The organism is Aromatoleum toluolicum (assembly GCF_012911005.2).
Taxonomy (GTDB): domain Bacteria; phylum Pseudomonadota; class Gammaproteobacteria; order Burkholderiales; family Rhodocyclaceae; genus Aromatoleum; species Aromatoleum toluolicum.
This window is the reverse complement of record NZ_WTVS01000057.1, coordinates 15,290-35,759: the sequence shown is the minus strand read 5'-3', so window position 1 is coordinate 35,759 and position 20,470 is coordinate 15,290. Positions and strand designations below refer to the sequence as shown.

General features: G+C 65.2%; 22 protein-coding genes. 9 read left to right on the top strand and 13 right to left on the bottom strand.

Annotated features, from left to right (window positions below):
• From GPA27_RS21445 to GPA27_RS21435, 3 genes are all read left to right on the top strand, one after another.
• A partial coding sequence (locus tag GPA27_RS21445; RefSeq protein ID WP_373322794.1) for a hypothetical protein occupies positions 1-442 on the top strand: 442 nt, incomplete at its 5' end.
• Positions 435-992 (top strand): hypothetical protein, encoded by a 558-nt coding sequence (locus tag GPA27_RS21440; protein WP_169142468.1) that lies wholly within the window; start codon positions 435-437, stop codon positions 990-992. The genes GPA27_RS21445 and GPA27_RS21440, both read left to right, overlap by 8 nt.
• A 79-nt stretch (positions 993-1,071) precedes the next feature.
• Positions 1,072-1,497, top strand: coding sequence for a DUF488 domain-containing protein (locus tag GPA27_RS21435; RefSeq protein ID WP_169142467.1), 426 nt, complete (start codon positions 1,072-1,074; stop codon positions 1,495-1,497).
• Between the two features lie 52 nt (positions 1,498-1,549).
• Here the strand turns inward: GPA27_RS21435 and GPA27_RS21430 are convergent, their stop codons facing one another.
• A complete protein-coding gene (locus GPA27_RS21430; RefSeq protein ID WP_169142466.1) occupies positions 1,550-2,713 on the bottom strand; it encodes a S8 family serine peptidase in 1,164 nt (387 codons plus the stop codon).
• 471 nt (positions 2,714-3,184) lie between these two features.
• On the opposite strand from GPA27_RS21430, the gene GPA27_RS21425 reads away from it, so the two are divergent.
• The 6 genes from GPA27_RS21425 (at position 3,185) to GPA27_RS21400 (ending at position 10,651) form a co-directional block, all read left to right on the top strand.
• Positions 3,185-5,977: a PAS domain S-box protein gene (locus GPA27_RS21425; RefSeq protein ID WP_169142465.1), complete on the top strand. Its 2,793-nt coding sequence runs from the start codon at positions 3,185-3,187 to the stop codon at positions 5,975-5,977.
• 50 nt (positions 5,978-6,027) lie between these two features.
• Positions 6,028-6,630 carry a response regulator gene (locus GPA27_RS21420; RefSeq protein WP_246261327.1) on the top strand — a complete coding sequence of 201 codons (603 nt, stop codon included), beginning with the start codon at positions 6,028-6,030 and terminating at the stop codon, positions 6,628-6,630.
• 145 nt (positions 6,631-6,775) lie between these two features.
• Positions 6,776-7,408, top strand: coding sequence for an isochorismatase family protein (locus GPA27_RS21415; RefSeq protein WP_246261325.1), 633 nt, complete (start codon positions 6,776-6,778; stop codon positions 7,406-7,408).
• Between the two features lie 61 nt (positions 7,409-7,469).
• On the top strand, positions 7,470-8,144 hold the full coding sequence (locus GPA27_RS21410) for a hydrolase (RefSeq protein WP_169142462.1): 675 nt from the start codon (positions 7,470-7,472) through the stop codon (positions 8,142-8,144).
• Positions 8,145-8,218: 74 nt separating this feature from the next.
• The gene (locus GPA27_RS21405) at positions 8,219-8,779 is read left to right on the top strand and encodes an antibiotic biosynthesis monooxygenase (protein WP_169142461.1); all 561 of its coding nucleotides are present in this window, start codon (positions 8,219-8,221) and stop codon (positions 8,777-8,779) included.
• Positions 8,780-8,800: 21 nt separating this feature from the next.
• Positions 8,801-10,651, top strand: a complete 1,851-nt coding sequence (locus GPA27_RS21400; protein ID WP_169142460.1) for an amidohydrolase — start codon at positions 8,801-8,803, stop codon at positions 10,649-10,651.
• Positions 10,652-10,666: 15 nt separating this feature from the next.
• Here the strand turns inward: GPA27_RS21400 and GPA27_RS21395 are convergent, their stop codons facing one another.
• The 12 genes from GPA27_RS21395 to GPA27_RS21340 all read right to left on the bottom strand — a co-directional run bounded on the left by GPA27_RS21395 (position 10,667) and on the right by GPA27_RS21340 (position 20,468).
• Entirely contained in the window at positions 10,667-12,271 is a 1,605-nt protein-coding gene (locus GPA27_RS21395; protein ID WP_169142459.1) for an MFS transporter, read from the bottom strand.
• A gap of 4 nt (positions 12,272-12,275) precedes the next feature.
• Positions 12,276-12,578: a GNAT family N-acetyltransferase gene (locus GPA27_RS21390; protein WP_169142458.1), complete on the bottom strand. Its 303-nt coding sequence runs from the start codon at positions 12,576-12,578 to the stop codon at positions 12,276-12,278.
• Positions 12,579-12,765: 187 nt separating this feature from the next.
• Positions 12,766-13,476, bottom strand: a complete 711-nt coding sequence (locus GPA27_RS21385) for a pirin family protein (protein ID WP_169142457.1) — start codon at positions 13,474-13,476, stop codon at positions 12,766-12,768.
• Between the two features lie 362 nt (positions 13,477-13,838).
• Positions 13,839-14,018, bottom strand: coding sequence for a hypothetical protein (locus GPA27_RS21380; RefSeq protein ID WP_169142456.1), 180 nt, complete (start codon positions 14,016-14,018; stop codon positions 13,839-13,841).
• 258 nt (positions 14,019-14,276) lie between these two features.
• The gene (locus GPA27_RS21375) at positions 14,277-14,843 is read right to left on the bottom strand and encodes a hypothetical protein (protein WP_169142455.1); all 567 of its coding nucleotides are present in this window, start codon (positions 14,841-14,843) and stop codon (positions 14,277-14,279) included.
• Positions 14,840-15,037 (bottom strand): hypothetical protein, encoded by a 198-nt coding sequence (locus GPA27_RS21370; protein ID WP_169142454.1) that lies wholly within the window; start codon positions 15,035-15,037, stop codon positions 14,840-14,842. Before GPA27_RS21370 ends, GPA27_RS21375 begins: the two co-directional genes overlap by 4 nt.
• Positions 15,038-15,306: 269 nt before the next feature.
• Positions 15,307-16,818: a YfjI family protein gene (locus GPA27_RS21365; RefSeq protein WP_169142453.1), complete on the bottom strand. Its 1,512-nt coding sequence runs from the start codon at positions 16,816-16,818 to the stop codon at positions 15,307-15,309.
• 11 nt (positions 16,819-16,829) lie between these two features.
• The gene (locus GPA27_RS21360) at positions 16,830-17,714 is read right to left on the bottom strand and encodes a toprim domain-containing protein (RefSeq protein ID WP_169142452.1); all 885 of its coding nucleotides are present in this window, start codon (positions 17,712-17,714) and stop codon (positions 16,830-16,832) included.
• Positions 17,711-17,881 carry a hypothetical protein gene (locus GPA27_RS21355; RefSeq protein WP_169142451.1) on the bottom strand — a complete coding sequence of 57 codons (171 nt, stop codon included), beginning with the start codon at positions 17,879-17,881 and terminating at the stop codon, positions 17,711-17,713. The genes GPA27_RS21360 and GPA27_RS21355 overlap by 4 nt, the downstream gene beginning before the upstream one ends.
• Positions 17,882-17,892: 11 nt before the next feature.
• Positions 17,893-18,153 (bottom strand): helix-turn-helix transcriptional regulator, encoded by a 261-nt coding sequence (locus GPA27_RS21350; RefSeq protein ID WP_169142450.1) that lies wholly within the window; start codon positions 18,151-18,153, stop codon positions 17,893-17,895.
• Between the two features lie 113 nt (positions 18,154-18,266).
• Positions 18,267-18,950, bottom strand: a complete 684-nt coding sequence (locus GPA27_RS21345) for a hypothetical protein (RefSeq protein ID WP_169142449.1) — start codon at positions 18,948-18,950, stop codon at positions 18,267-18,269.
• A gap of 258 nt (positions 18,951-19,208) precedes the next feature.
• Complete coding sequence (locus tag GPA27_RS21340) at positions 19,209-20,468, bottom strand: tyrosine-type recombinase/integrase (protein WP_169142448.1); 1,260 nt, start codon at positions 20,466-20,468, stop codon at positions 19,209-19,211.
• Positions 20,469-20,470 lie beyond the last annotated feature (2 nt).

Genomic DNA, 20,470 nt, shown 5'->3' with positions numbered 1-20,470 from the left:
CCCCACGCCCCCGGCTCCCGAACCCGAACCGCCTGCCCCGCCCACACCTGCGCCCGAATCACCGCCACCGGAGGAGCCGCCCGCTGCACCGCCCCCGGAGCCACCGCCGGAGCCACCGCCGGTACCTTCGCCGACCTTGCCGCCCGTATCGCCCGTATCGGAGCCGGTTCCGCCGCCCGGCCCCAGCCCGCTGTGGTGGTGGGTGCTCGCCCCCCTGCCGGCGGTCGGCGCCGCAGCGTGGTGGCTGCGGGCGCGCAGCACAGGCGGGCGCCCCCCGTCCGTGCAGAAACCGACGGTCCGCGCGAGCTTTGCCGGCGCCGCGGAACGCCCGCGCTGCGTGCCGCTGGAGGGGCCGCCGCTGCGCGTCGAGATCGCCGTCACGCCCCTGCGCGCGGCCGCGCAACCGCGCGCCGACATTTCACCGGAGCCCGGCCATGAGTGAAACCGGCATCACCATCAGCCAGCTGCTCGACGTCGCCGCTGACGACCTCAAGGACACGCTGCAAGAGCATGTGCGCGCGCATGCCGCGCACGCCGACTTTCCGGCCACGCTGCTCGGCTTCGTCGCCGAGGAAGCGGCCGAGGCGGTTGCCGCACAATTGCGCCTCGACGTCTTCGAGCTCGTGTTCAAGGCCTGGGCGGCCGTCGACGAGTTGCGCGAATACGCGGACCCGGCGAAGCACCCGCCCGGCGAGAGCGCGATCGTGCACTGGGGCAAGTGCCGCATCCGCGCCCCGCAGGCGATCGACATCCGCCTCGGCTTCGCCGGGATCAGCCTGCCGGTGCTGCGGCTCACGCTGGCGCTGGAGGCCGAATTCCACAGCCTCGCGCTGACGATACGCGACGGCGCGATCCGAAAGCTCAGCCCCGGCACCGCAAGCGCCTCGGTCGCGCTCAAATATGGCGACGCGACGCTGATCCAGCCATGCCGAACGCCCGAGATCGCCTTCCGCCACGGCATCGAGTTCGAGGAGGGCGTGCGCATTGCGTGACACACGCTGCACGCGCAAGATGCCCCGCATTCACCGCCGGCCCGCCCACCACCGGGCTGCAAGGACAAGGAGAACGACCGTGGTCCTGCGCATTGTCCGCCTGGGTACCCCGCGAGCGCCCGACGAAGGCCTGCGCATCGGCACCGTGCGCCGCCCGCCGCGCGGCGTGCCGAAGGCCGAGTTCGCGTCGCAGAACTGGTACGACGTGTGGTATCCCAACCTCGCGCCCAGCGTCGACACGATGAAGCTCGCGCAGCAGGCGCAGCACGCTCAGTCGCCCGCCGAGTGGCAGGCCTTCGTGAAGCGCTACCGCGCCGAGATGACGACACCCGACAACAGCCGCTCGCTCGACGTGCTGGCCGCGCTATCGCACCAGACAAACTTCTCGATCGGCTGCTACTGCGCGGACGAAGCGCACTGCCACCGCTCGGTGCTGCGCGCGCTGCTCGCGGAACGCGGCGCCGCGATTGCGCCGGCCGCAATTGAAGCGGGCGACGCGCCATGAATCGCAATGGTGATACCCCGCCGCGCAGGATGCGGCGGGGCTGAGGCCGCAATCAGCGGTGGCAGATCGGATCCGGATTACTGTCCCGATCGCCTTTGATGCTGCCGCCGGAGGTCGGCGTGCCGAGCAGGAGGATTCCCGCAACGTGGGGCGCGGCCATCGAGGTCCCCGAAAAGGCCGTGACACCGCCGCCGTTCTTCGTCGACACGATGCTCACACCCGGCGCGGCGCAGTCGACCGGCGGGTTGCCATAGTTCGAGAACCACGCGAGGGTATCGCTGCCATCGATCGCCGACACCGTGTAGATGTTCGGGCCGTTGGCGCTGGCCGGCGAGTAATTCGCCGCGTCGGCGCTCTCGTTGCCGGCTGCAAGGGCAAAATACACGTTCTTCTCGTTGCCGTTGTTGTCCTTCGTGTAGGACGCCTTGGTCACCGCGTCATTCAGGAGCGCGCTGTAAGGTCCGCCCAGGCTCATGTTCGCGACGTCGCCGTTTGCGGCGTTCGCCGCGACGTAGTCGATCCCCTTGATCACGCCGGAATAACTTCCCGAGCCGCTGTTGTCGAGCACGCGCACCGCGACCAGCGTCGCGCCGGCCGCGACGCCGACGACGTCGCAGCCGTTGTTGAGCGCTCCGATCGTGCCGGCGACATGGGTGCCGTGGCCGTTGCCGTCGTCCGCCGAGGTCTTGCCGCGCAGCAGAAAGCTGGCGCTGCGACCGCGATCCACGATCAGGTCGGGGTGCTCGAAATCGATGCCGGTATCGATGACCCACGCCGTGCGGCCCGTGCCGTCGCCGGCCCCGCCGACGCGCGTGACGCCCCACGGGGTCTGCGGCGCGGTGCAGGGATAGGCCGCGGCCGTGCCCGGCTTGGCGAAGGCGTAGGCGATGGCATCCGGTTCGTAGGATGCGATCAGCGGATTGGCCGCGAGCATGCGCGCGGCGGCCTCGTCGGGCATCTTCGCCGCGAAACCCTTGATCGACGCGGTATAGGTATGGGTGACCCTGCCGCCCGCCCCCACCGCGAGCGCATTGGCGTGACGCGCCACCTCGTTCGCGGGAACGTCGTCGCGCAGCACGAAGATGAAGCTGTTGCGCACCTCTTCGCGCACTTCCACCGACACGCCGAGATTCCCCGGCTGCGTCTGGGCCGCGACACCGGCGGGCAAACCGGCAAGACTGCACATGACGGTCGCCGCAAGTATTCCATTCCTCATTTTCTGCTCCGTTCTATGACTGGGCGGGAACGCCGCTGCGCATGGCACGCACGGATGCTTCCACAACATTGAAATCGTGGTCGCAATCACCGCCCTGCGCGAGCGAAATCCTTGCAATCATGCGGCGTTCCGCACATCAGCGCAAACATTTTAATGTCATAATTTGTATGCATTGCGCCGCATTTCGTACGCATATTCCTGGAGCCAACAATGGACCGGCATACCCACTCGGCACAGAGCAAGGCGGAAGAAGCCTTCGACGGGGGGTTGTATTGCTTCCAGAACATTCCGCGGTTAAATATTGTTGTCGGGCTGTCGTCGGGCGCTCCCCTCCTCCATTCCCTTCCCAGTCGGCCGCATGCAAGCCGTGACCGCCCGCAACTATCATGAGCTCGCCGCACGGCCGGTCAGAACGGCCCGCTGACGGAACCAGTGCGATACGACGGCCACAAGTCGGAGGAAGATGCAGTCATGCAACGCGAAGATGAGCTTCGTCTGATCCTGGACTCGGCGCCCGCGATGATTCGCAGCGCGCGCCCGGACGGTCATGTCGACTTCGTGAATCGGCGCTGGTCGGATTACGTCGGGCTTCCGCCGGAAGAATTGCTCGGCTGGGGGTGGACCATTGCTATCCATCCCGATGATGTCACTCGGTGGGTCGAGGAATGGCGTGCGGCGTTGGCAAACGGAGTCCCGTTCGAGGCCGAAGGCCGGGTCCGGCGGGCCGATGGGGAGTACCGCAGGTTCCTGCATCGCGACTACCCGCTGCGCGACGGTGGGGGCGCCATCGTTCGTTGGTACGGATCGAGTGTCGACATCGATGGGCTTAAGCGTACCCAGGCCCAGTTGCAGGAAAGCGAAGAGCGCTTTCGCCGGATGGCCGACGCGATCCCGGAGGTCATCTGGTTCACGGCCTTGCACCCGGAAAAGGTGTTGTATGCGAGCCCGAGCTTTGAACATATCTGGGGCCGACCGGTTGAAGACCTCCATCGCAATCCGCGACTCTGGATCGAGTCCATTCATCCGGACGACCGTCTTCGCATCGAGACCACTTTTTCGCGCTGGGTCGCTGGCGAAGATCCCGATTATCAGGATATTGAATACCGCATCGTCCAACCCGGGGGGACGATACGCTGGATTCACGAGCGCGGCGTCCTGGGTTTCGACGAGGGCGGGCATCCGGCGCTGGTGAGCGGGATTTCGACCGACATCACCGAGCGCAAACAGGCGGATGACGAATTGCGGCGCAGCGCGGCCTATCTGGCGGAGGCTCAGCGCTTGAGCCGCACCGGCAGCTTCGGCTGGAACGTGGCCAGCGGCGAACTCGTCTGGTCGAAGGAGACGTTCTGCATCCTCGGCTACGATGCTGCGACGACGCCGACGCTGAATCTCGTGTTCGACCGGGTTCATCCCGACGATCGCTCTGCGCTGCGTGACACCCTCGATCGGGCGGCACGCGAACTGATCGATTTCGACCTGATGCATCGCCTGCTGATGCCGGATGGCACGATCAAGCAGGTTCATGTGGTGGCCCGTGCCGTTGGAACGGGGCCGGGAGCGGCCGAGTTCGTCGGCGCGATCATGGACATCACGGAACAGAAGAACAGCGAGGACGAGACCCGGGCTGCGAAGGCGCGGTTCGAGGGCATTCTGGCAATCGCCGAAGACGCGATCATCTCGGTCGATTCCCATGAGCGAATCGTGTTGTTCAACCAGGGCGCCGAAGCGGTCTTCGGATACTCGGCGTCAGAGCTCATCGGTCAGTCGCTGAACAGTCTCATCCCGCAACGTCTCGCCGCCAAGCACTCGAAACATCTGGCGGAATTTACGCGCTCGCGCGATATCGCGCGGGCCATGGGGCAACGCACCTCCGTCGTCGGGCGCAGGAAGGACGGACGCGAGTTCCCGGCCGAGGCTTCGATTTCCAAGCTCGACATCGGCGGCAAACTGATTTTCACGGTCATCCTGCGCGACGTCACCGAGCGCCAGCAAGCGGCGGAGGCCTTGCGGGCGTCGGAACACCTGGCGCGCGGGCAACTCGACGCCCTTACGCACATGCTGGATGCACTCGCCCGGGAGTCCGATCCGGACCGGTTGCTGGAGCATGTTCTGCGCACCATCATCCAGCAGTCGGGCGCGCATAGCGTCTGCGTGTGGGATTGGAACGAGGACGGCGATTCGCTCGATGTCAGGGCGATCCTCGCCGCAGGCGACGACCATCTGAGCGGTGACGCGAACCATCCGGCACAAAGACTTCCGGGCTTGCTGAAGGGCTATCCGGTATGGTCGGAGCTTCTGCGGACGGGGCTGCACGGGCTGCTCGAGGACCTCGACACGCCCTCCCCCCACCTGTGCGTCGGATGCGAAGCGGAGGCCACGTGCAGTCGCGTGTTCGACGACGCGGACCCCGATCCCGCCGTGTCATTGCTGAAAGAGCGCTGGCGTGCCCTGGAGGTGAATGCGATTCTGTTCATGCCGATGACGATGGCGGGGAAAGTCGCCGGGATCATCGGCATGTGCTGCAGGGACAAACCGTCGTTTCGCCGCGAGGACGTGGAATTGACGCGTGCACTGGCTCATCAGGCGATGCTGGCGATTCACTTGATGCGACTGTCGCAGCAAAGCCGCCAGATGGCAGTGACGGCAGAACGAAACCGGATGGCGCGCGACATCCACGACACGCTCGCACAAGGTTTTACCGGTGTGATCGTTCAACTGGAGGCGGCCGCCGATGCGAGGGCCAAGGGTCTCGTGACGGAGTCCGAGGCGCATCTGGCTCGTGCCGGCAACCTCGCCCGCGAGAGCCTGCAGGAGGCGCGGCGTTCCGTACACGCCTTGCGTCCGCGCAGGCTCGAGAGGAATGATCTGTGCGAAGCCTTGCGGCGCTTGATGAGCGAGCTGACGGCCGGTACCGCGATCGTCGCGGAGCTGACGGTCGATGGTGAGCCGCGCGCCATCCCCGCCACATGGGAAGAGAACATCCTGCGCATCGGTCAGGAAGCGCTCACGAACGCACTGCGGCACGGACACGCAAACCGTATCGGCGTCCGGATTTCCTTTTCCGAGAAGGCGCTCATGCTGAGGCTGCGCGATGATGGACGCGGATTCGATCCGGGGCGCACTCATGACGGTTTCGGCTTGGTCGGGATCGGCGAACGGGTCAAGGAGATGGGCGGCCAATTGAGCGTCGACAGTGCGCCGGCGGGAGGAACCGAGATTGCCGTCGTCCTGCCGATCGCGAACGTCACGACAAATGGGGTATGAGCATGACTTCGACGGATTCGACGACGAAGCCGGGAGACAGAATCGGCGTATTGGTCGCGGACGATCACGTCACCGTGCTGGAGGGGCTCGCGGCAATCATCGGACGGCAGGCGGACATGACCGTCGTGGGCCAGGCGGCCGACGGCCGCGAAGCCGTCGAGTTGTGGTTGGCCCGGCGGCCGGACGTCACGATGCTCGACATGCGCATGCCGGTGCTGGATGGCATCGGCGCCGTGGAGGAAATCCGGCGGCACGATGGCGCGGCGCGCATCATCATGCTCACCACCTTCGACACGGACACTGACATCGCCAACGCGATCAAGGCCGGTGCCAAAGGCTTTCTGTTGAAGGACGCGCCACGGGAGGACCTGCTCGCAGCCATCCGCAGCGTGCATGCGGGCGAAACCTCGATAGCCGGAGCGCTCCTGACCAAGCTCGCCTCCGGCATCAGCAGCGAAGCGCTCACCGGCCGGGAGCTCGACGTGCTGGCGCTTCTGGCGCAAGGCAAGAGCAACCGGGAAATCGGCGCCAATCTCTTCATCAGCGAGACGACGGTCAAGTCCCATCTGCGCAGCATCTTCACCAAGCTGAACGTGCTGAGCCGCACCGAAGCCGTCACGGTCGCGAACCGCCGCGGCCTGGTCCATCTGTAACCCCCCTCCTCCTCCATCTCCTCCAAAAGGAGGAGACCCGCCTCCTCCATTTCCGCGACCGTAAATTCGCCGGAACGGTCAATGGTGCTCGCGTTCGCGACGGACCATCCTATGCACGTCAATCGCATGCAAGGGGATGGCCGCCATGAGCATGAGTTCGACCGACAAGGGCTTGCTGACGCCCGACAACTGCGCCGTCGTCTTCATTGACGTGCAGCCGCAGATGCTCGGCGGAGTGCTCAGCAGCGGCAGCGGCGAATTGCTTGACAACGTCGTACTGCTGGCCAAGGCCGCGAAGGCTTTCCGCGTGCCGGTCATCCTGACGACGGTCGACTTCCCCGGACTCGGTGGAGATCTCGTGCCGGAGCTGGTCGAACTCTTCCCCGGGCAGGAACGCATCGCCCGCACCAGCATGAACGCATGGGACGACCCTCGCTTCGTCGCAGCGGTCAGGCGCTGCGGTTGCCGGAACTTCGTCGTTGCCGGCCTCTGGAGCGAAACGGCACTCGTGTTCGCGGTGCTGCAGATGCTGGAAGAAGGCTTCGGCATGTACGTCGTCGAGGATGCGTCGGGCGGGACGAGCCGCAGGGCGCACGACGCCGCGATCCGCCGCGTCGAACAGGCGGGCGCCGTGTCGCTGACGGCCTTGCAGTTCCTGCTCGAACTGCAGCGCGACTGGTCGCGACAGGCGCACCGCGCCGAAGCGATGGCGATCATGAAGGAACACTGCCCTGCCCGTATTGATCATTGCAGCAAAGACCCAGGCTCATTGTCCTGAGCAGCGATGAGGATCGGTCGCAGGAGCGAACCGATGCCGATCAACCCCACGGAGAAATCGCATGACCCCCTACCAGAAGCTCTACACCCCTGAAGACGCGGCAATCGTATTCATCGACCACCAGCCGCAGATGCTGTTCGGCGTCGCCAACATCGACCGCGCCACGCTGATCAACAACGTCACCCTGCTCGCCAAGGTCGCCAAGGAATTCAACGTGCCGACGGTCCTGACAGCCGTCGAAACGGAATCCTTCAGCGGCTACATCTGGCCGCAACTGCTCGACGTGTTCCCAGGCCAGCCCGTGGTCGAGCGCACCTCGATGAACTCGTGGGACGACAGCGGTTTTCGTCAGGCGATCGAGGCCACCGGCCGCAAGAACATCATCATGACCGGCCTGTGGACGGAGGTCTGCGTGACGTGGCCGACGATCGAGATGCTGGGCGCGGGCTACAACATCTACGTCGTCGAGGATTGCTGCGGGGCGACCTCGCAAGCCGCGCACGATGCCGCACTGTCGCGGATGGTCCAGGCCGGCGCGGTGCGCCTGACGACGATCCCGGCGCTGCTCGAATTCCAGCGCGACTGGAAGAACCGCGAGCATTACGACGCACTGATGTCCATCCTCAAGCAGCAGGCCGGTGCCTACGGTGTCGGTGTCGAGTACGCCTACACGATGGTGCATAAGGCTCCGCAGTCGGCCAAGACGCCGCAGGTGGTTCCGCACAAGGAACACTGAGCGTCCCGTCCCGGCGTGCGCCCTGCCGGGCCTCGCCGTGACGGACCATGAGCCGAGACTTCCCGGAAGCGATCATGTCCATACACGTCGCCATTACCCGCCGCGTACGTGCCGGCTGCGAGGCCGAATTCCAGCAGGCGCTGCGCGAATTTTTTTCGACTTCATTCGCGCACAGCGGCGTGATGGGCGCGAGCCTGCTCGTGCCGCCGCCGGGCTCGGACGCGCGCGAATACGGCATCCTGCGCACCTTCCGCAACGAAGAGGAGCGGGATGCCTTCTACGACTCGCCGATGTTCAAGACCTGGGACGAACGGGCGAGGACAATGACCGAGGGCGAACCCGTCTATCGGCGCCTCGACGGCCTCGAAGCCTGGTTCCGTTCGCCCGGACCTCCGCCGCCGAGGTGGAAAATGGCCCTGCTCACCTGGCTCGCCGTGTGGCCGGTGAGCATGATTGTGTCGGCGCTGCTTGCCCCGCTGTTCGGTCAGCTCGTACCGAAATTCATCTTCGCCGGCGTGGTTGCCGGCGGAATCGTCATCGTACTGACCTGGGCCGCGATGCCCCTGCTGGTCAGGATCGCCCGTCCATGGCTGCACGGCTCGCGCCCGCAGCCCGACAAGCCGGGCGATCGATAAACGCAATACGGGAGATGCCACATGTCGGCAGACTTGATCCTGCATAACGGACGTATCCATACGGTCGATCGCGACAAACCTGCCGCAAGCGCGGTCGCGATCAAGGACGGGAAATTCCTCGCGGTGGGCGACGACGCGACCGTGATGGCCAAGCGCGGCACGACGACGCAGGTCGTCGACCTGCACGGTCGGCGCGTGATCCCCGGACTCAACGACTCCCACCTGCACCTGATCCGCGGCGGCCTCAACTACAACCTGGAGCTGCGCTGGGAAGGCGTGCCCTCCCTCGCCGACGCGCTGCGGATGCTGCGCGAGCAGGCGGCCCGCACACCCAGCCCGCAGTGGGTCCGCGTCGTCGGGGGCTGGACCGAGTTCCAGTTCGCCGAAAGGCGGATGCCGACGCTGGACGAAATCAACGCCGTCGCGCCGGATACTCCGGTCTTCGTCCTGCACCTCTACGATCGCGCACTGCTCAATCGCGCCGCACTGCGAGCCGTGGGCTACGGCAAGGACACGCCGGCGCCGCCGGGATGCGAAATCCAGCGCGATGCCTCCGGCGAACCGACCGGCATGCTGATCGCCCGCCCGAACGCGCTGATCCTGTATGCGACGCTCGCCAAGGGCCCGAAGCTGCCGTTCGAGCACCAGGTGAACTCCACCCGCCTCTTCATGCGCGAACTGAACCGCTTGGGGGTGACGAGCGCGATCGATGCGGGCGGCGGGTTCCAGAACTATCCGGACGACTATCGCGTCATCGATGACCTCGCACGCGAGCAGAAGCTCACGGTGCGCATCTCCTACAACCTCTTCACTCAGCGGCCGAAGGAGGAGCTGGCGGATTTCCAGAACTGGACGAGTACGGTCACGCTTCGTCAGGGCGACGACTTCTACCGGCACAACGGCGCCGGCGAAATGCTGACCTTCTCGGCGGCCGATTTCGAGGACTTCCTCGAACCGCGGCCGGACCTCGCGCCGACGATGGAAGCGGACCTCGAGAAGGTCGTGCGCCATCTCGTCGAGCACCGCTGGCCGTTCCGCCTGCATGCGACCTACGACGAATCGATCGGCCGCATGCTGGACGTCTTCGAGAAGGTCGATCGCGACATTCCCTTCGCCGGACTGCCGTGGTTCTTCGACCACGCCGAGACCATCTCCGCGCCGAACATCGAGCGGGTGAAAGCGCTCGGCGGCGGCATCGCGATCCAACATCGCATGGCTTTCCAGGGCGAGTACTTCGTCGATCGCTATGGCGCCGAGGCCGCGCGTCTCACGCCGCCGATCCGGCGCATGCTGGACGCAGGCATTCCCGTCGGGGCCGGCACCGACGCCACGCGCGTCGCGAGCTACAACCCGTGGACTGCGCTCTATTGGCTCGTGGCCGGACGCACCGTCGGCGGCCTTGAGCTCTACGGCGACGAGAACCGGCTGTCGCGCGAGACGGCGCTCGAATTGTGGACCGCCGGCAGCGCCTGGTTCTCGTCCGACCAGGGCATCAAGGGCGCGATCAGGAACGGCCAGCTGGCGGACCTCGCGGTGCTGTCCGACGACTACTTCAGCGTGCCAGAGGAAGCGATCAAGGGCCTCGAATCCGTGCTGACGGTGGTCGGCGGCAGGATCGTCTGGGGCAGCGCCGAATTCGCGCCGCTCGCCCCACCTCCGCTGCCCGTGCTGCCGGAGTGGTCGCCCGTAACACGCGTACCAGGGCACTATCGGACCGCCCCTCCAGCGGCTCAACGCGCCGAACTCCACCAGTGCGCCGGGGCTTGCACGGTGCATGGTCATCGGCACGACCATGCGCGCAAGTCGAACGTCCCGGTGTCCGACTTCGTCGGGTTCTGGGGTGCGCTGGGTTGTTCCTGCTGGGCGATCTGAGGAGGTCGGCGCGTCTCAAGCAAGCCGATCCTGCGGCCCCAGAAGGTGCCGCGGGACCGGCTTGCTGCCGGGGATGAGCAAGGCCTGGATACGTTCCTGCACCGCACGATCCGCACCGCTGACCCGCTCGTGGTGGCGAAGATGCTGCAGCCACGACGATTCGACGAAGTACTCGACGAAGCAGCCGGGCTCAGCAGCATCTTCGAGCACGCCCCACGCGTACGCCCCGAGGCGGCGGCGCGCGTGGCCGAGTTCGGCCATGCGATCGAGAAACTCGCCGGCCTTGTCCGGCTGCACGCGGTATTCGATCGTCGTCATCACCGGGCTGCGTTCGCCCGCGACGTCACCGGCCACGATCGGCGCCGGCCAGTGCATTGACGGCGACAGGTCCAGTCCTTCGGCCTGGTGGAGTTTCGCCCCGCGGGTGAGCGGAATCGCGAGCAGCAGCACGCCGGCGGCGGCCAGCAGCGAGACCGGGATCGAGAACGCCGCCGCAACCTGTCCCCACAGCGCGCTGCCGGCGCTCATCGCGCCGAAGAATACCGTGAGATAGACGGACAGGCCGCGCGCCCGCACCCAGTCTGGCAACGCGATCTGCGCCGAGACATTGAGCGTCGACAAGACCGCGATCCAGCCCGCGCCGAAGGCGAGGCAGGCTAGCGTCAGGACCGTCGCCTCGCGCACGGCTGCGGCTGCGAACAGCACGCCGGCGATCAAGGCCGTCGCGCCGATCACCAGCCGTTCGGGCCCGAGCCGGCCGCGAATGGCGGGCATAATGAGCGCGCCCAGCACGGCACCCACTCCGACGCTGCCGAGCATGACGCCGTACAGCGTGGCACTCCCCGCGAGTTCCTTCCGGGCGATGAGCGGCAGCAGCGCCCAGAATGCGCTGGCGGGCAGGAAGAAGACCGCCGCGCGCAGCAGCGTGGCCTTCAGCGGCCGGCTCGAGCGGGCATAACGCAGTCCCAGCACGACGCCTTCCCACAACGCTTCAGCCGGCAGTGCGGCCGTCGGTCGGGCCGCCGGCCGCCACCAGACGAGGGCCGCGATCACGCCGATGAAGCTCACGGCGTTCAGGGCGAACGGCGTCGCGGCGCCGAGCGCGACGATCGCGAAGCCGGCCAGCGCCGGCCCGATCGCACGGCTGATATTGACGCCCACGCTATTGATCGCGATCGCCTGCTGCAGGCTTTCCTTCGGCACGAGCCGGGGCACGATCGCCTGCCATGCCGGAGCGATGAACGCTGCGCAGGTCCCGAGCAGGAAGGTGATCAGCAGCAGGACCAGCGTGTCGGCCCGTTCGAGCCACACGAGTACGGCCAGAAGTGCCGCAAGCACCGCCATTACCGACTGGAACGTGATCAGCAGGCGACGCCGGTCGACGACGTCGGCAAGGGCCCCGGCCGGCAGCGCGAACAGGAAGATCGGCAGCGTCGTCGCCGTCTGCACCAGTGCCACCATCAGCGGCGACGGCGACAGCGAAGTCATCAGCCAGCCCGCGCCGACGTCGTGCATCCAGGTACCGACGTTCGAGACGACGGTCGCCGTCCAGAGCACTGTGAAGACCTGATGCCTGAACGGCGTCCATGCGGAGGACGGTGCAACGGCCACGGTCGTCACGGCATCAGGTCCGGACGACGTCGGCCCACTCGGGGTGGCGCTGCGCCTGCGCCCGTACGAACGGACACAGCGCGAGGATGCTGTAGCCGCCCTTTCGCGCGTCGGCGACCAGGCGGGCGGCGAGCAACGCGCCGACGCCCATGCCGCGCATCGCGTCGGGGACCGCGGTGTGATCGGCGATCAGCAGCTCGGCTCCGGCCTTGCTGAAGGTGAGTTCGGCCTCCTCGGCCACGCCCGGAACCCGGGCGACGTAGCGGCCCTTCGTCGGCGTATCTTCCCGCTCGATGGTCACATCGTTCTTCGTCATCATCGACCTCCCGCGAGTCCGTTGGCGAGTTCCTGTCCGTGCATGATCTTCTCCTTGGGGTCTTGTCGCCAGCCCGTCCCGCGGGCTGGCGCGTTCTTCTCAGTCACGTGAAGTCCAGAACCGGCGCATTCATCATTGCGACATCCTCCTTGCACGATATCGCCTGATGACGGCATAAGCGCTTCGATCAGTCCGTTTGTCCCGGCAGATCGAACACCAGCACCTCCGCGGCGCGGGCACCGTCGAGTACGACGGATGACTCGCCATCGATCGCGGCCCCGTCTCCCACCGCAAGGCGTTTGCCGTTGACGGTGACCTCACCACGGGCGACCTGCACCCAGGCGTTGCGCCCGGCAGCCAGCGCGAGTTCTGCGCGTTGATCGCCGTCGAGCAGCGTCGAATAGAGGCGTACGTCCTGGTGAACCGTCACCGAGCCGTCGCTTCCGTCGGGACTCGCGATGAGCCGCAGACGCCCGTGGCGCTCGTCGCGCGGGAAATTGCGCTGTTCGTAACCGGGCCGCCGGCCGCGGGCCGCGGGAACGATCCAGATCTGCAGGAAATGCACGGGCTCCGTCGACGAGTGGTTGTACTCGCTGTGGCTGATACCGGTGCCGGCCGACATGCGCTGCACGTCCCCCGGCCGGATCACCGAGCCGGTGCCGATGCTGTCTCTGTGTTCGAGCGCGCCCTCCAGCACGTAGGAGATGATCTCCATGTCGCGGTGACCGTGCGTCGGGAAGCCCTCGCCCGGGACGACCCGGTCCTCGTTGATGACGCGCAGCGGGCCGAAGCCCATGTGCGCCGGGTCGTAATAGTGGCCAAACGAAAAGCTGTGCCGGGAACTCAGCCAATCGAATTCCGCCACGCCGCGCTCGTTTGCCCGTCTGATCATGATCATCTTGAAGCTCCTTGTGAGTGTCCGTGGGGATCACTGTAGGAGCGTTCAGGCAGGCGAAATACCACCGCTGCCGCGACTAACTGTTGCGCTTAAGACAACAATTCAGACTTATGACTGACATTGGTTGGACAACAATCAAAGTTGGCGCCGGCCAAAAACTGACCAGGTAACGCCCGTCGCCATCCCCCCCGCCGCTTGAGGCTAACTGTGCGGGCATTGACTTGACGAAGGCATATCTTGATGCAGCACACAATGCTCACTCGATGTTGCACCTGAATATCGAAGACGCCTTGAAAGCCTCGCCGCTTCTGGATGTACCCCTACTCCGCAAATCAATGGGTACACGCTTGGTTACACACTTTTCAGCGGCTTGCGGAATCGCCCCGGTCGAAGGGGTAGTCGCGCAACCCATCGAATGCGTCAAGGATGCGGTCGAGTTTTTCATGGACATGTTTGAGGCGTTCGTTCAGATACCAGCCGTGGGCAAACCAGAGAACGACTGCGGTAACGATGATTGTTCGCTCTAGGCTGGTCTCAAACATTTGTGCCTCCTCAATCGGTCGCGAATCCGTCACTCGCAACTTGGCTGATCCCAGCGCGGCATGACAGGGCAGAACAAAAGCATACATCAAACAAGTTCTACTCAATCTCGCGCCGCTGTAGGTCTTGCTCCCGCAGAACCCGCGCCAAATCCCGCAGAAGCGCCCGATGGCCGCCCTTGAAGGCGTTGCGCCCTACGGTCGCCTTGCCCTCATCGGTTTTCGGTCCCGTTGAGTGCTCCCACGGTCGCCATGTGCGAATCAACTCCGCTTGCCGCGCTCGCCGTTCCGGCGTCCATCCATTGCCCATCGTGCGCCTCTATATAGTTTGTTCGGCTCGCTTTGCGTTTCCCCCGCGCGTGCCGGTACGGTTATACCGTTGTTGATCTGCTGCGGCCCGGTCGTGACGTTCGCCTGCTTGGCGAACACGACGGGCGGATTCTTGATCACCGCCAGGGTTTCGAGCGTTGCCCGACACTGGCTTTGCGCCTTCAGAGCCAGCCGCATATAACGCTCGACGGTCTGCGGATACTCGCCCATGTTGATCGCGGCCCGGTTCGCCAGGCTGGAAAAAATCGCTTGTAACGCGATTGCCTGCCCCATGAGCATCCGTTCCGGTTCGCGCATGTCGCCGCCGACCACGGCTTTGATGCGGTCGGTCATCTCTGCGACTAAAGTTTGTGGATCTTGCTCGCCCACGACGCCCGCAAAGCGAAGTGCCGCGACGGCGGTCATTGTCTCGGCATGGGTAGCCACGTCGGCGCGGTTCTTGGCTTCCTTGTCCGGGTCCGGCCTCGCTTCCCTGGTCGGCACTTTGCGTTTCGTCATGTCCATTCCTCGAAGTGTTCGCAGCTCGCGCCGCCGTCCTCGGGCAGCAAGTGCAGGGGATGCCCCGGTCCGTAGGCGTGCGGAGTGTCGATTCGCATGGCGCAGTAACCCGGCTCGGCGTGCCCTGGTCGTGCCCGGTGTCGGCAGTCTTTGCAGGATTGCGCCATCGCTGGCGGATCGGCGTCGATCAGCATCGGCGGTTCCGCTGCGATTGCATCAGGGTTCGCTGCCAGGATTTCCGCGTGCGTTGCTGGCGGTGCCGTCCAGACTTCCACCGGATCACGATCAGTGAAATGCAGCAGCCAGGCCCGCGCGGTCACGTCCTCGCTAGACTTTGCGACAGCGACAGTTGCGACAGTTGCGACAGTTCGCGCCTCTTGCTCGTCATGTGTCGCAGAAGTCGCAAGTGCCGCTGTCGCACCAGCGCCGCGCCGCCTTCTATGGATCAGCTCGGATAGGGTCGTCATCGCGTGACTACCAGCGCCGGATTCATCGCAATCAGCTTGCGCTTGCCCTCCAGGATCAGCCGCGCCCGGTCGAGTTCTTCCAGAGCCGCCAGCGCCTCGCCCATGGCGGATTTGTCCCGCACCGGCCCCAACCGCTGCGCCTCCCTAGTCGGAATCATGGTCGTGTGGTGGCGCCTGCAATGCTCGATCAGCCAGGCGTCGAGCCGCGCCGCACCCGCCATCTCGGCAGGCAATGCGAGTTCGCCAAAGAAACGCCGCGACTCCGACAGGTGCCACGCGACGATGCAGGTTGCCGATTCCAGCGCATCGATGCCAATTGCGCCGCCCGCGCCTTGCTCGAAAACATGGAAGAGCGCCGCCAGCCGTGCAGCGTTGTCGGCAATTTTTGATGCCACGTCACGCACATCGTGGAGTTCGCCACCGCTAGCTAGCTTGCCCTCGATTGCGTTGTGAAACTCGATCCATGCCGCCTTAGCGTCCGGTGCCAATGCCAGCAGAGGCGGTTCCAGTCCGCCCCACTCTTGCAGCGGTGCCGGTTGCGCGAGAATCGAGGCAATACGCCGATTGAATGCCGCCAGGTGTAGCCATGACGCAGGGGCTTCCTTGAACAGCCGAAAACCTTGGGTCGATTCCGGCCAGGCGATCAGGAACCGCGCAAGAAACCCGGTCCCGCGTGCGAGAGTGCCCGACTTGGTGAAGAACTCGCGCAAGGTCGCTTCCTGCACCTGCAATGCGATCGTCAGCCGCGCGCCGCGTGCGCTCCATGACTCCACCGTGCGCCGCTCGCTCGATATCGTCGCGCCGTCCCACAACTGATTCAGCAGTGCCATATTTCGCATGGCCGAATCCTTGCCCATGCCGTGCGCCCCTAGTACCGCCCCAGCCTCGCTCGATACGATGCCCGCCGACGGCCACACCTTCGCCACCTGGTAGCCCAGCGCCTCGGGTGTCACGTCGCCATAGACCAGTCTCGGGACTCTCGGCGGTTCGGGCTTGTCGTGCTCAAGGTCACGCAAGCGCATTTCGTCGTCGGCGGTCGATTTCTTCGCCTTCGCCAACTGCCGCATGTTGTCCTTGATGCCTGCCCGTTTCGTCTCCCATGCTCCCAGTGCCGCCGCGTAGTCCTTCAGCGGTCCTTTGGCGGCCTCTGCTTGCTGCGATTCATACTCGCGTATCGCCGCGCCGAAAAATCCGTCACAGGTCGATTTACGCTCGCCGCTGTCCGCGATGGTGAGCAGGAATAGCCCGACTGGCCCTTGCAGCTTTTCGCTGCGCTTCACGTCGGTATGCGCCTGTAGCGCCAGTGACAGCGCCGCAAGCGCCGACGACGCCACCAGAGGCAACGGTGCCTGCACGAAACCCGCGACTTCCTCCACCGCCGCACGGATGGTGTCGGGCAGCGCGTCGAACGGGTACGGCTCGCGCTCCATTTTTGCCGCCAACGGTTGCGGTTCCGGCCAGTCCTCGCCCGGCACGATCGCCCGCTCGATCAACTGGTTCAGGTCCAACACATTCCCCATCATTGCGCGGCCCCCTTCCTGCGGATCGCCGCCAGGTCGTTGAAATCCGAACCGCTCGCTCCTTCGGGGAACTCGGGAACGATCACCTTGGCCCCGGTCGCCGTCGCGGCAGCGGTCGCCGCAGTCACGCCCGGGTTGCCAGCAGTGTTCCGGTCGTTGTCTGCGCAGATCACGAGATCCAGAGCAGGCCATGCCGCCCGCGCCGCCTTGGCGAGCGACAGCAAGTTGCCCGCGTTCATCGCGCACAGCACCGGATGCCCGGACTCTTCGTGCAGCGTCGCGCCCGTGGCCCAGCCTTCGCAGATCAGAATTCGCCCCGGATTCGACAGGTCGCCAATAGGCGAATACAGCCCGCCTGCGCGGCCCGGCCGGAACCGCTTGTCACCATCCGTGCGGATGCGTTGCAGGTTCCACAGCAGGCCATACACGTCGATCAGAGGCACGATCAGCGCGCCGCCAATCTGTCGCAGGTCGTGCGGCTGCACATGCTTGGCGACAAGGTACGGGTGCGCCGGATCGGCAGGCACGGCACGGTGCCATTCCGCCCGCGCCTCGATGGCCCGTGCTTCATGCTCCGCGCGCCGTTCGGCGTCCGCTTTAGCGCGTGCCGTCTTCACCAGCTCGGCAAAGGCGTCGCGCTCCGCATCGCTCATGCGCTGCCCGTCCGCTGCCCAGGAGGATTGAATGCCAGCCTTCCAGCTCCCGAAAGCGCCCGCCGCGCGCCCGTTCAGGTGCAGCAGATACCAGCCGTTGTGCGAGCCGCGTTTGTCGCCTTCAACGTGGAAGCGATGCAGCAGCCCGTCCGCATCGATCACGGCAGGCGGAACCAGCCCGGCCTGGTGTATCGCCTCGCGGAAACCGTCGATGATGTTGGCGGCGATCATCGCGCGCCCCCCTTGCGCCGCCAGGATCGCTTTTGCTGGCGGTTCAGGCGTGCGGGCTTACCCAGCTCGTGCCCGCCGCGCAGCGGATCGTCATTGCCGGTAGAGTGGTCGAAGTTGAATTGCTTGGGGTCGTGCCGTCCGGTGCGGCCCTTTTTGTTGTCGGTCATCGCTCGCGCCCTCACCCAATGATGGCGGCGAGGTGTGCGCGGATCGAGCCGACGCGCCAGCGGGTCGAGTTCGGTCCGGTCTTAATCGGCGATGCAAGCGCGCCGGCCCTCGCCTTTCGCCAGACCGTGTTACGGGAGCATCCAAGCAGAGCTGCGACGGTTGCGACGTCGACCAGCGCGCTGTCGGGCAGCGAGTCGAAGTTCGCCAGAGCTGGCGGGATCGTAGCGCCGGCAGTCTTCAGCTTCGGCGTGGTAGTGGTGTTGCTGTGCATGGTTCGCCCCTGTTTTGCGTTGCGCCGCTTGATGCGGCATGGGGCGGACTTTGGCGAAATGCAACGAGCGATAGCCCGAATTCGGTTTTCTCTTCCCGAATTCGGTTTCTTGGTTACTTGGTCCGGCGCTGGGTGGCCTCGGGAATCGACTTCAGGACGTTACGAACGGTGTCCTCGCTGACGGGTGCGCCGATATGCTCAGTCCATTCCGCGACCCTCGCCGCTGCGCCTCGTTCGCTTGGATCAATGCCGGCTTGGTCCGCCATCGCGGCAAGGATACATAGAAGAGTATCCCGCTTACGTGTTTCAGCCCCTCTTGGCAGCTGTGCATCAGGAGTCCGAACAGTGCCAGCAGCGGGCATCTTTTCCCGTCTGAGTGCTTCTGCAGCTTCTCGGAGGAGGAAAAGATCTGAGCGCAGCACCACTATCGGTTGCTCATGCTCGAAGGGTCCGCCATTCCATGTGACCCAGATCATTCCGTGTTCGTCCTCATCCGACAGCGGATGACCCGTGAGGTCAGCGCGTCCAAATTTCAACAAATGTCCCGCTGAGATGGGAAAGATCGGGACAAACTGAAACATGCGAAACCGTTCCTCGTGCACGGTCATCTCCCACGGCTGGTTCGCCACTTCGAGGTAATCACCGGAATGCACCTTTGTCAGTTCGGCGTAGCAATCGCGGTTCACTAGCGCATACAGGCGGATACGCCCCTCCGTTGCCGCAATCAGAAGCGTATCTTCGTCAGTCTCCAGCACTGCCGCTGCACGCTCGATTCGAACGTAGGTTGTTTCGATCATCAGCGCCCCCAATGCGCAAGCCCTTGAATGAGTGCCGCGTCAGCCCGACAAGGGGATCGGGTTTTCGGACCGTCGTCCTAGGCGCGGCATACCTCAGTTAGCGCCGCCCATGTGCTTTCAGCAGCAATTCAATCAGGCTCGGTTCCTGCGATTGTTGCGGCGTTTGGGGTGCGCCGGGCTTCTTTGTCTGCTTCTTCATGGCGAAGTAACTCCCTGTGTCGTTGCCTGAATCCGTCAGGCGGCGATGAAACTCTGTTTTCAGTCGGCAGCGGCTCGCCGTTCGTGGATCGGGATCACATCTGCCCCGCCCTTCTCCAGTTGCCCAAGCAGCGCCGCCCACTGGTTCACCGCGGCCTTCCGTTCCTCGAAGTAGTCGTAGCGGTCATAGCGCCCTTCCACGCCCTTCAGCTTGTGGTTCAGCACCTTCTCTGCCACGTGGGGAGGCACGCCCAGCCCCGCCAGGTGCGTGCGTGCCGTGCGCCTGAGATCGTGGATCGTGAAGGCCGGCAGTCCGTGCTTCACCTTGGCGAGCGCAACGTTCAGTGTGTTCTCGTGGATGTGAGGGATCATGCGGTGCTGCATCTTGCGAGCGGGGAAAACGTAGTCCGAACTGCACGCCAGCCGATGAAGCGTGCGGAGCCATTCCACGGCGACAGCGGGGAGCGGGATCGCGATAGCCGCGCCGGTCTTGGTGCGCTCGGCCGGCAGGTTCCACACCGCGGCGTCGAGGTCGAATTCATCCCACCGCGCCGCCGTCAGTTCCTGCTTGCGCACGGCGAGCAGCAGCAGCAGTTTCACCGCTAGCTCGTTTTCCACGCTGAAGCCCTTAGCCTCCCGCATGGCCTTGAAGAAGGTCGCCAGCTCGGAGCGGGATAGCGCACGGTCGCGCGCCTCTTCCTTGCCGCCCGCGTCTGCCAAGTCGAAAGCGCCGGCAGGATTGTGCTGGCACAGGTGCCGCTTGATCGCGAAGTCGAACATCCGCCGCACCCAGCGCAGCACGTCGTTCGCCACGGTCGGAGCGCCGCGCTTCACCACATCCTGAAGCAGTCCGTCTATGTCGGCAGGGCGCACGTCCTCCACCTTCATTTTCCCGATGGCGGGCTTGATGTCCTTCTCGATCCTGCTGCGCACGATGTTGGGGTGCTTCCAGCGCCCGGCAATCATCCGCTCGAAGTAGTCGTCCGCGAGGTCGGCAACAGTCACGGCGCGCGCTGCGGCTTCGATCTTGGCGACAGCTTCGGCCTTGCGTTCCTGCTTCTCGCCGGCAACGTCAATCCCGAGTGCCACCTGAGCAGCTAGGCGCTTCACTTCCTTCCGCGCATCGGCGAGGGACAGAACGCCGAAGCCGCCCATCAGCATGGCGCGCGCCTTGCCCGCAAAACGGTAGCGAAACAGCCAGACGGGTGTGGCATCCGCTGCTCGGAAACGCAGATACAGCCCATCGCCGTCCGCCTTGCCCGCAAAGCGTTCGCCGGTCTTGATCCAGTTGCGAATCTGCACATCCGACAGCTTGCCCATGT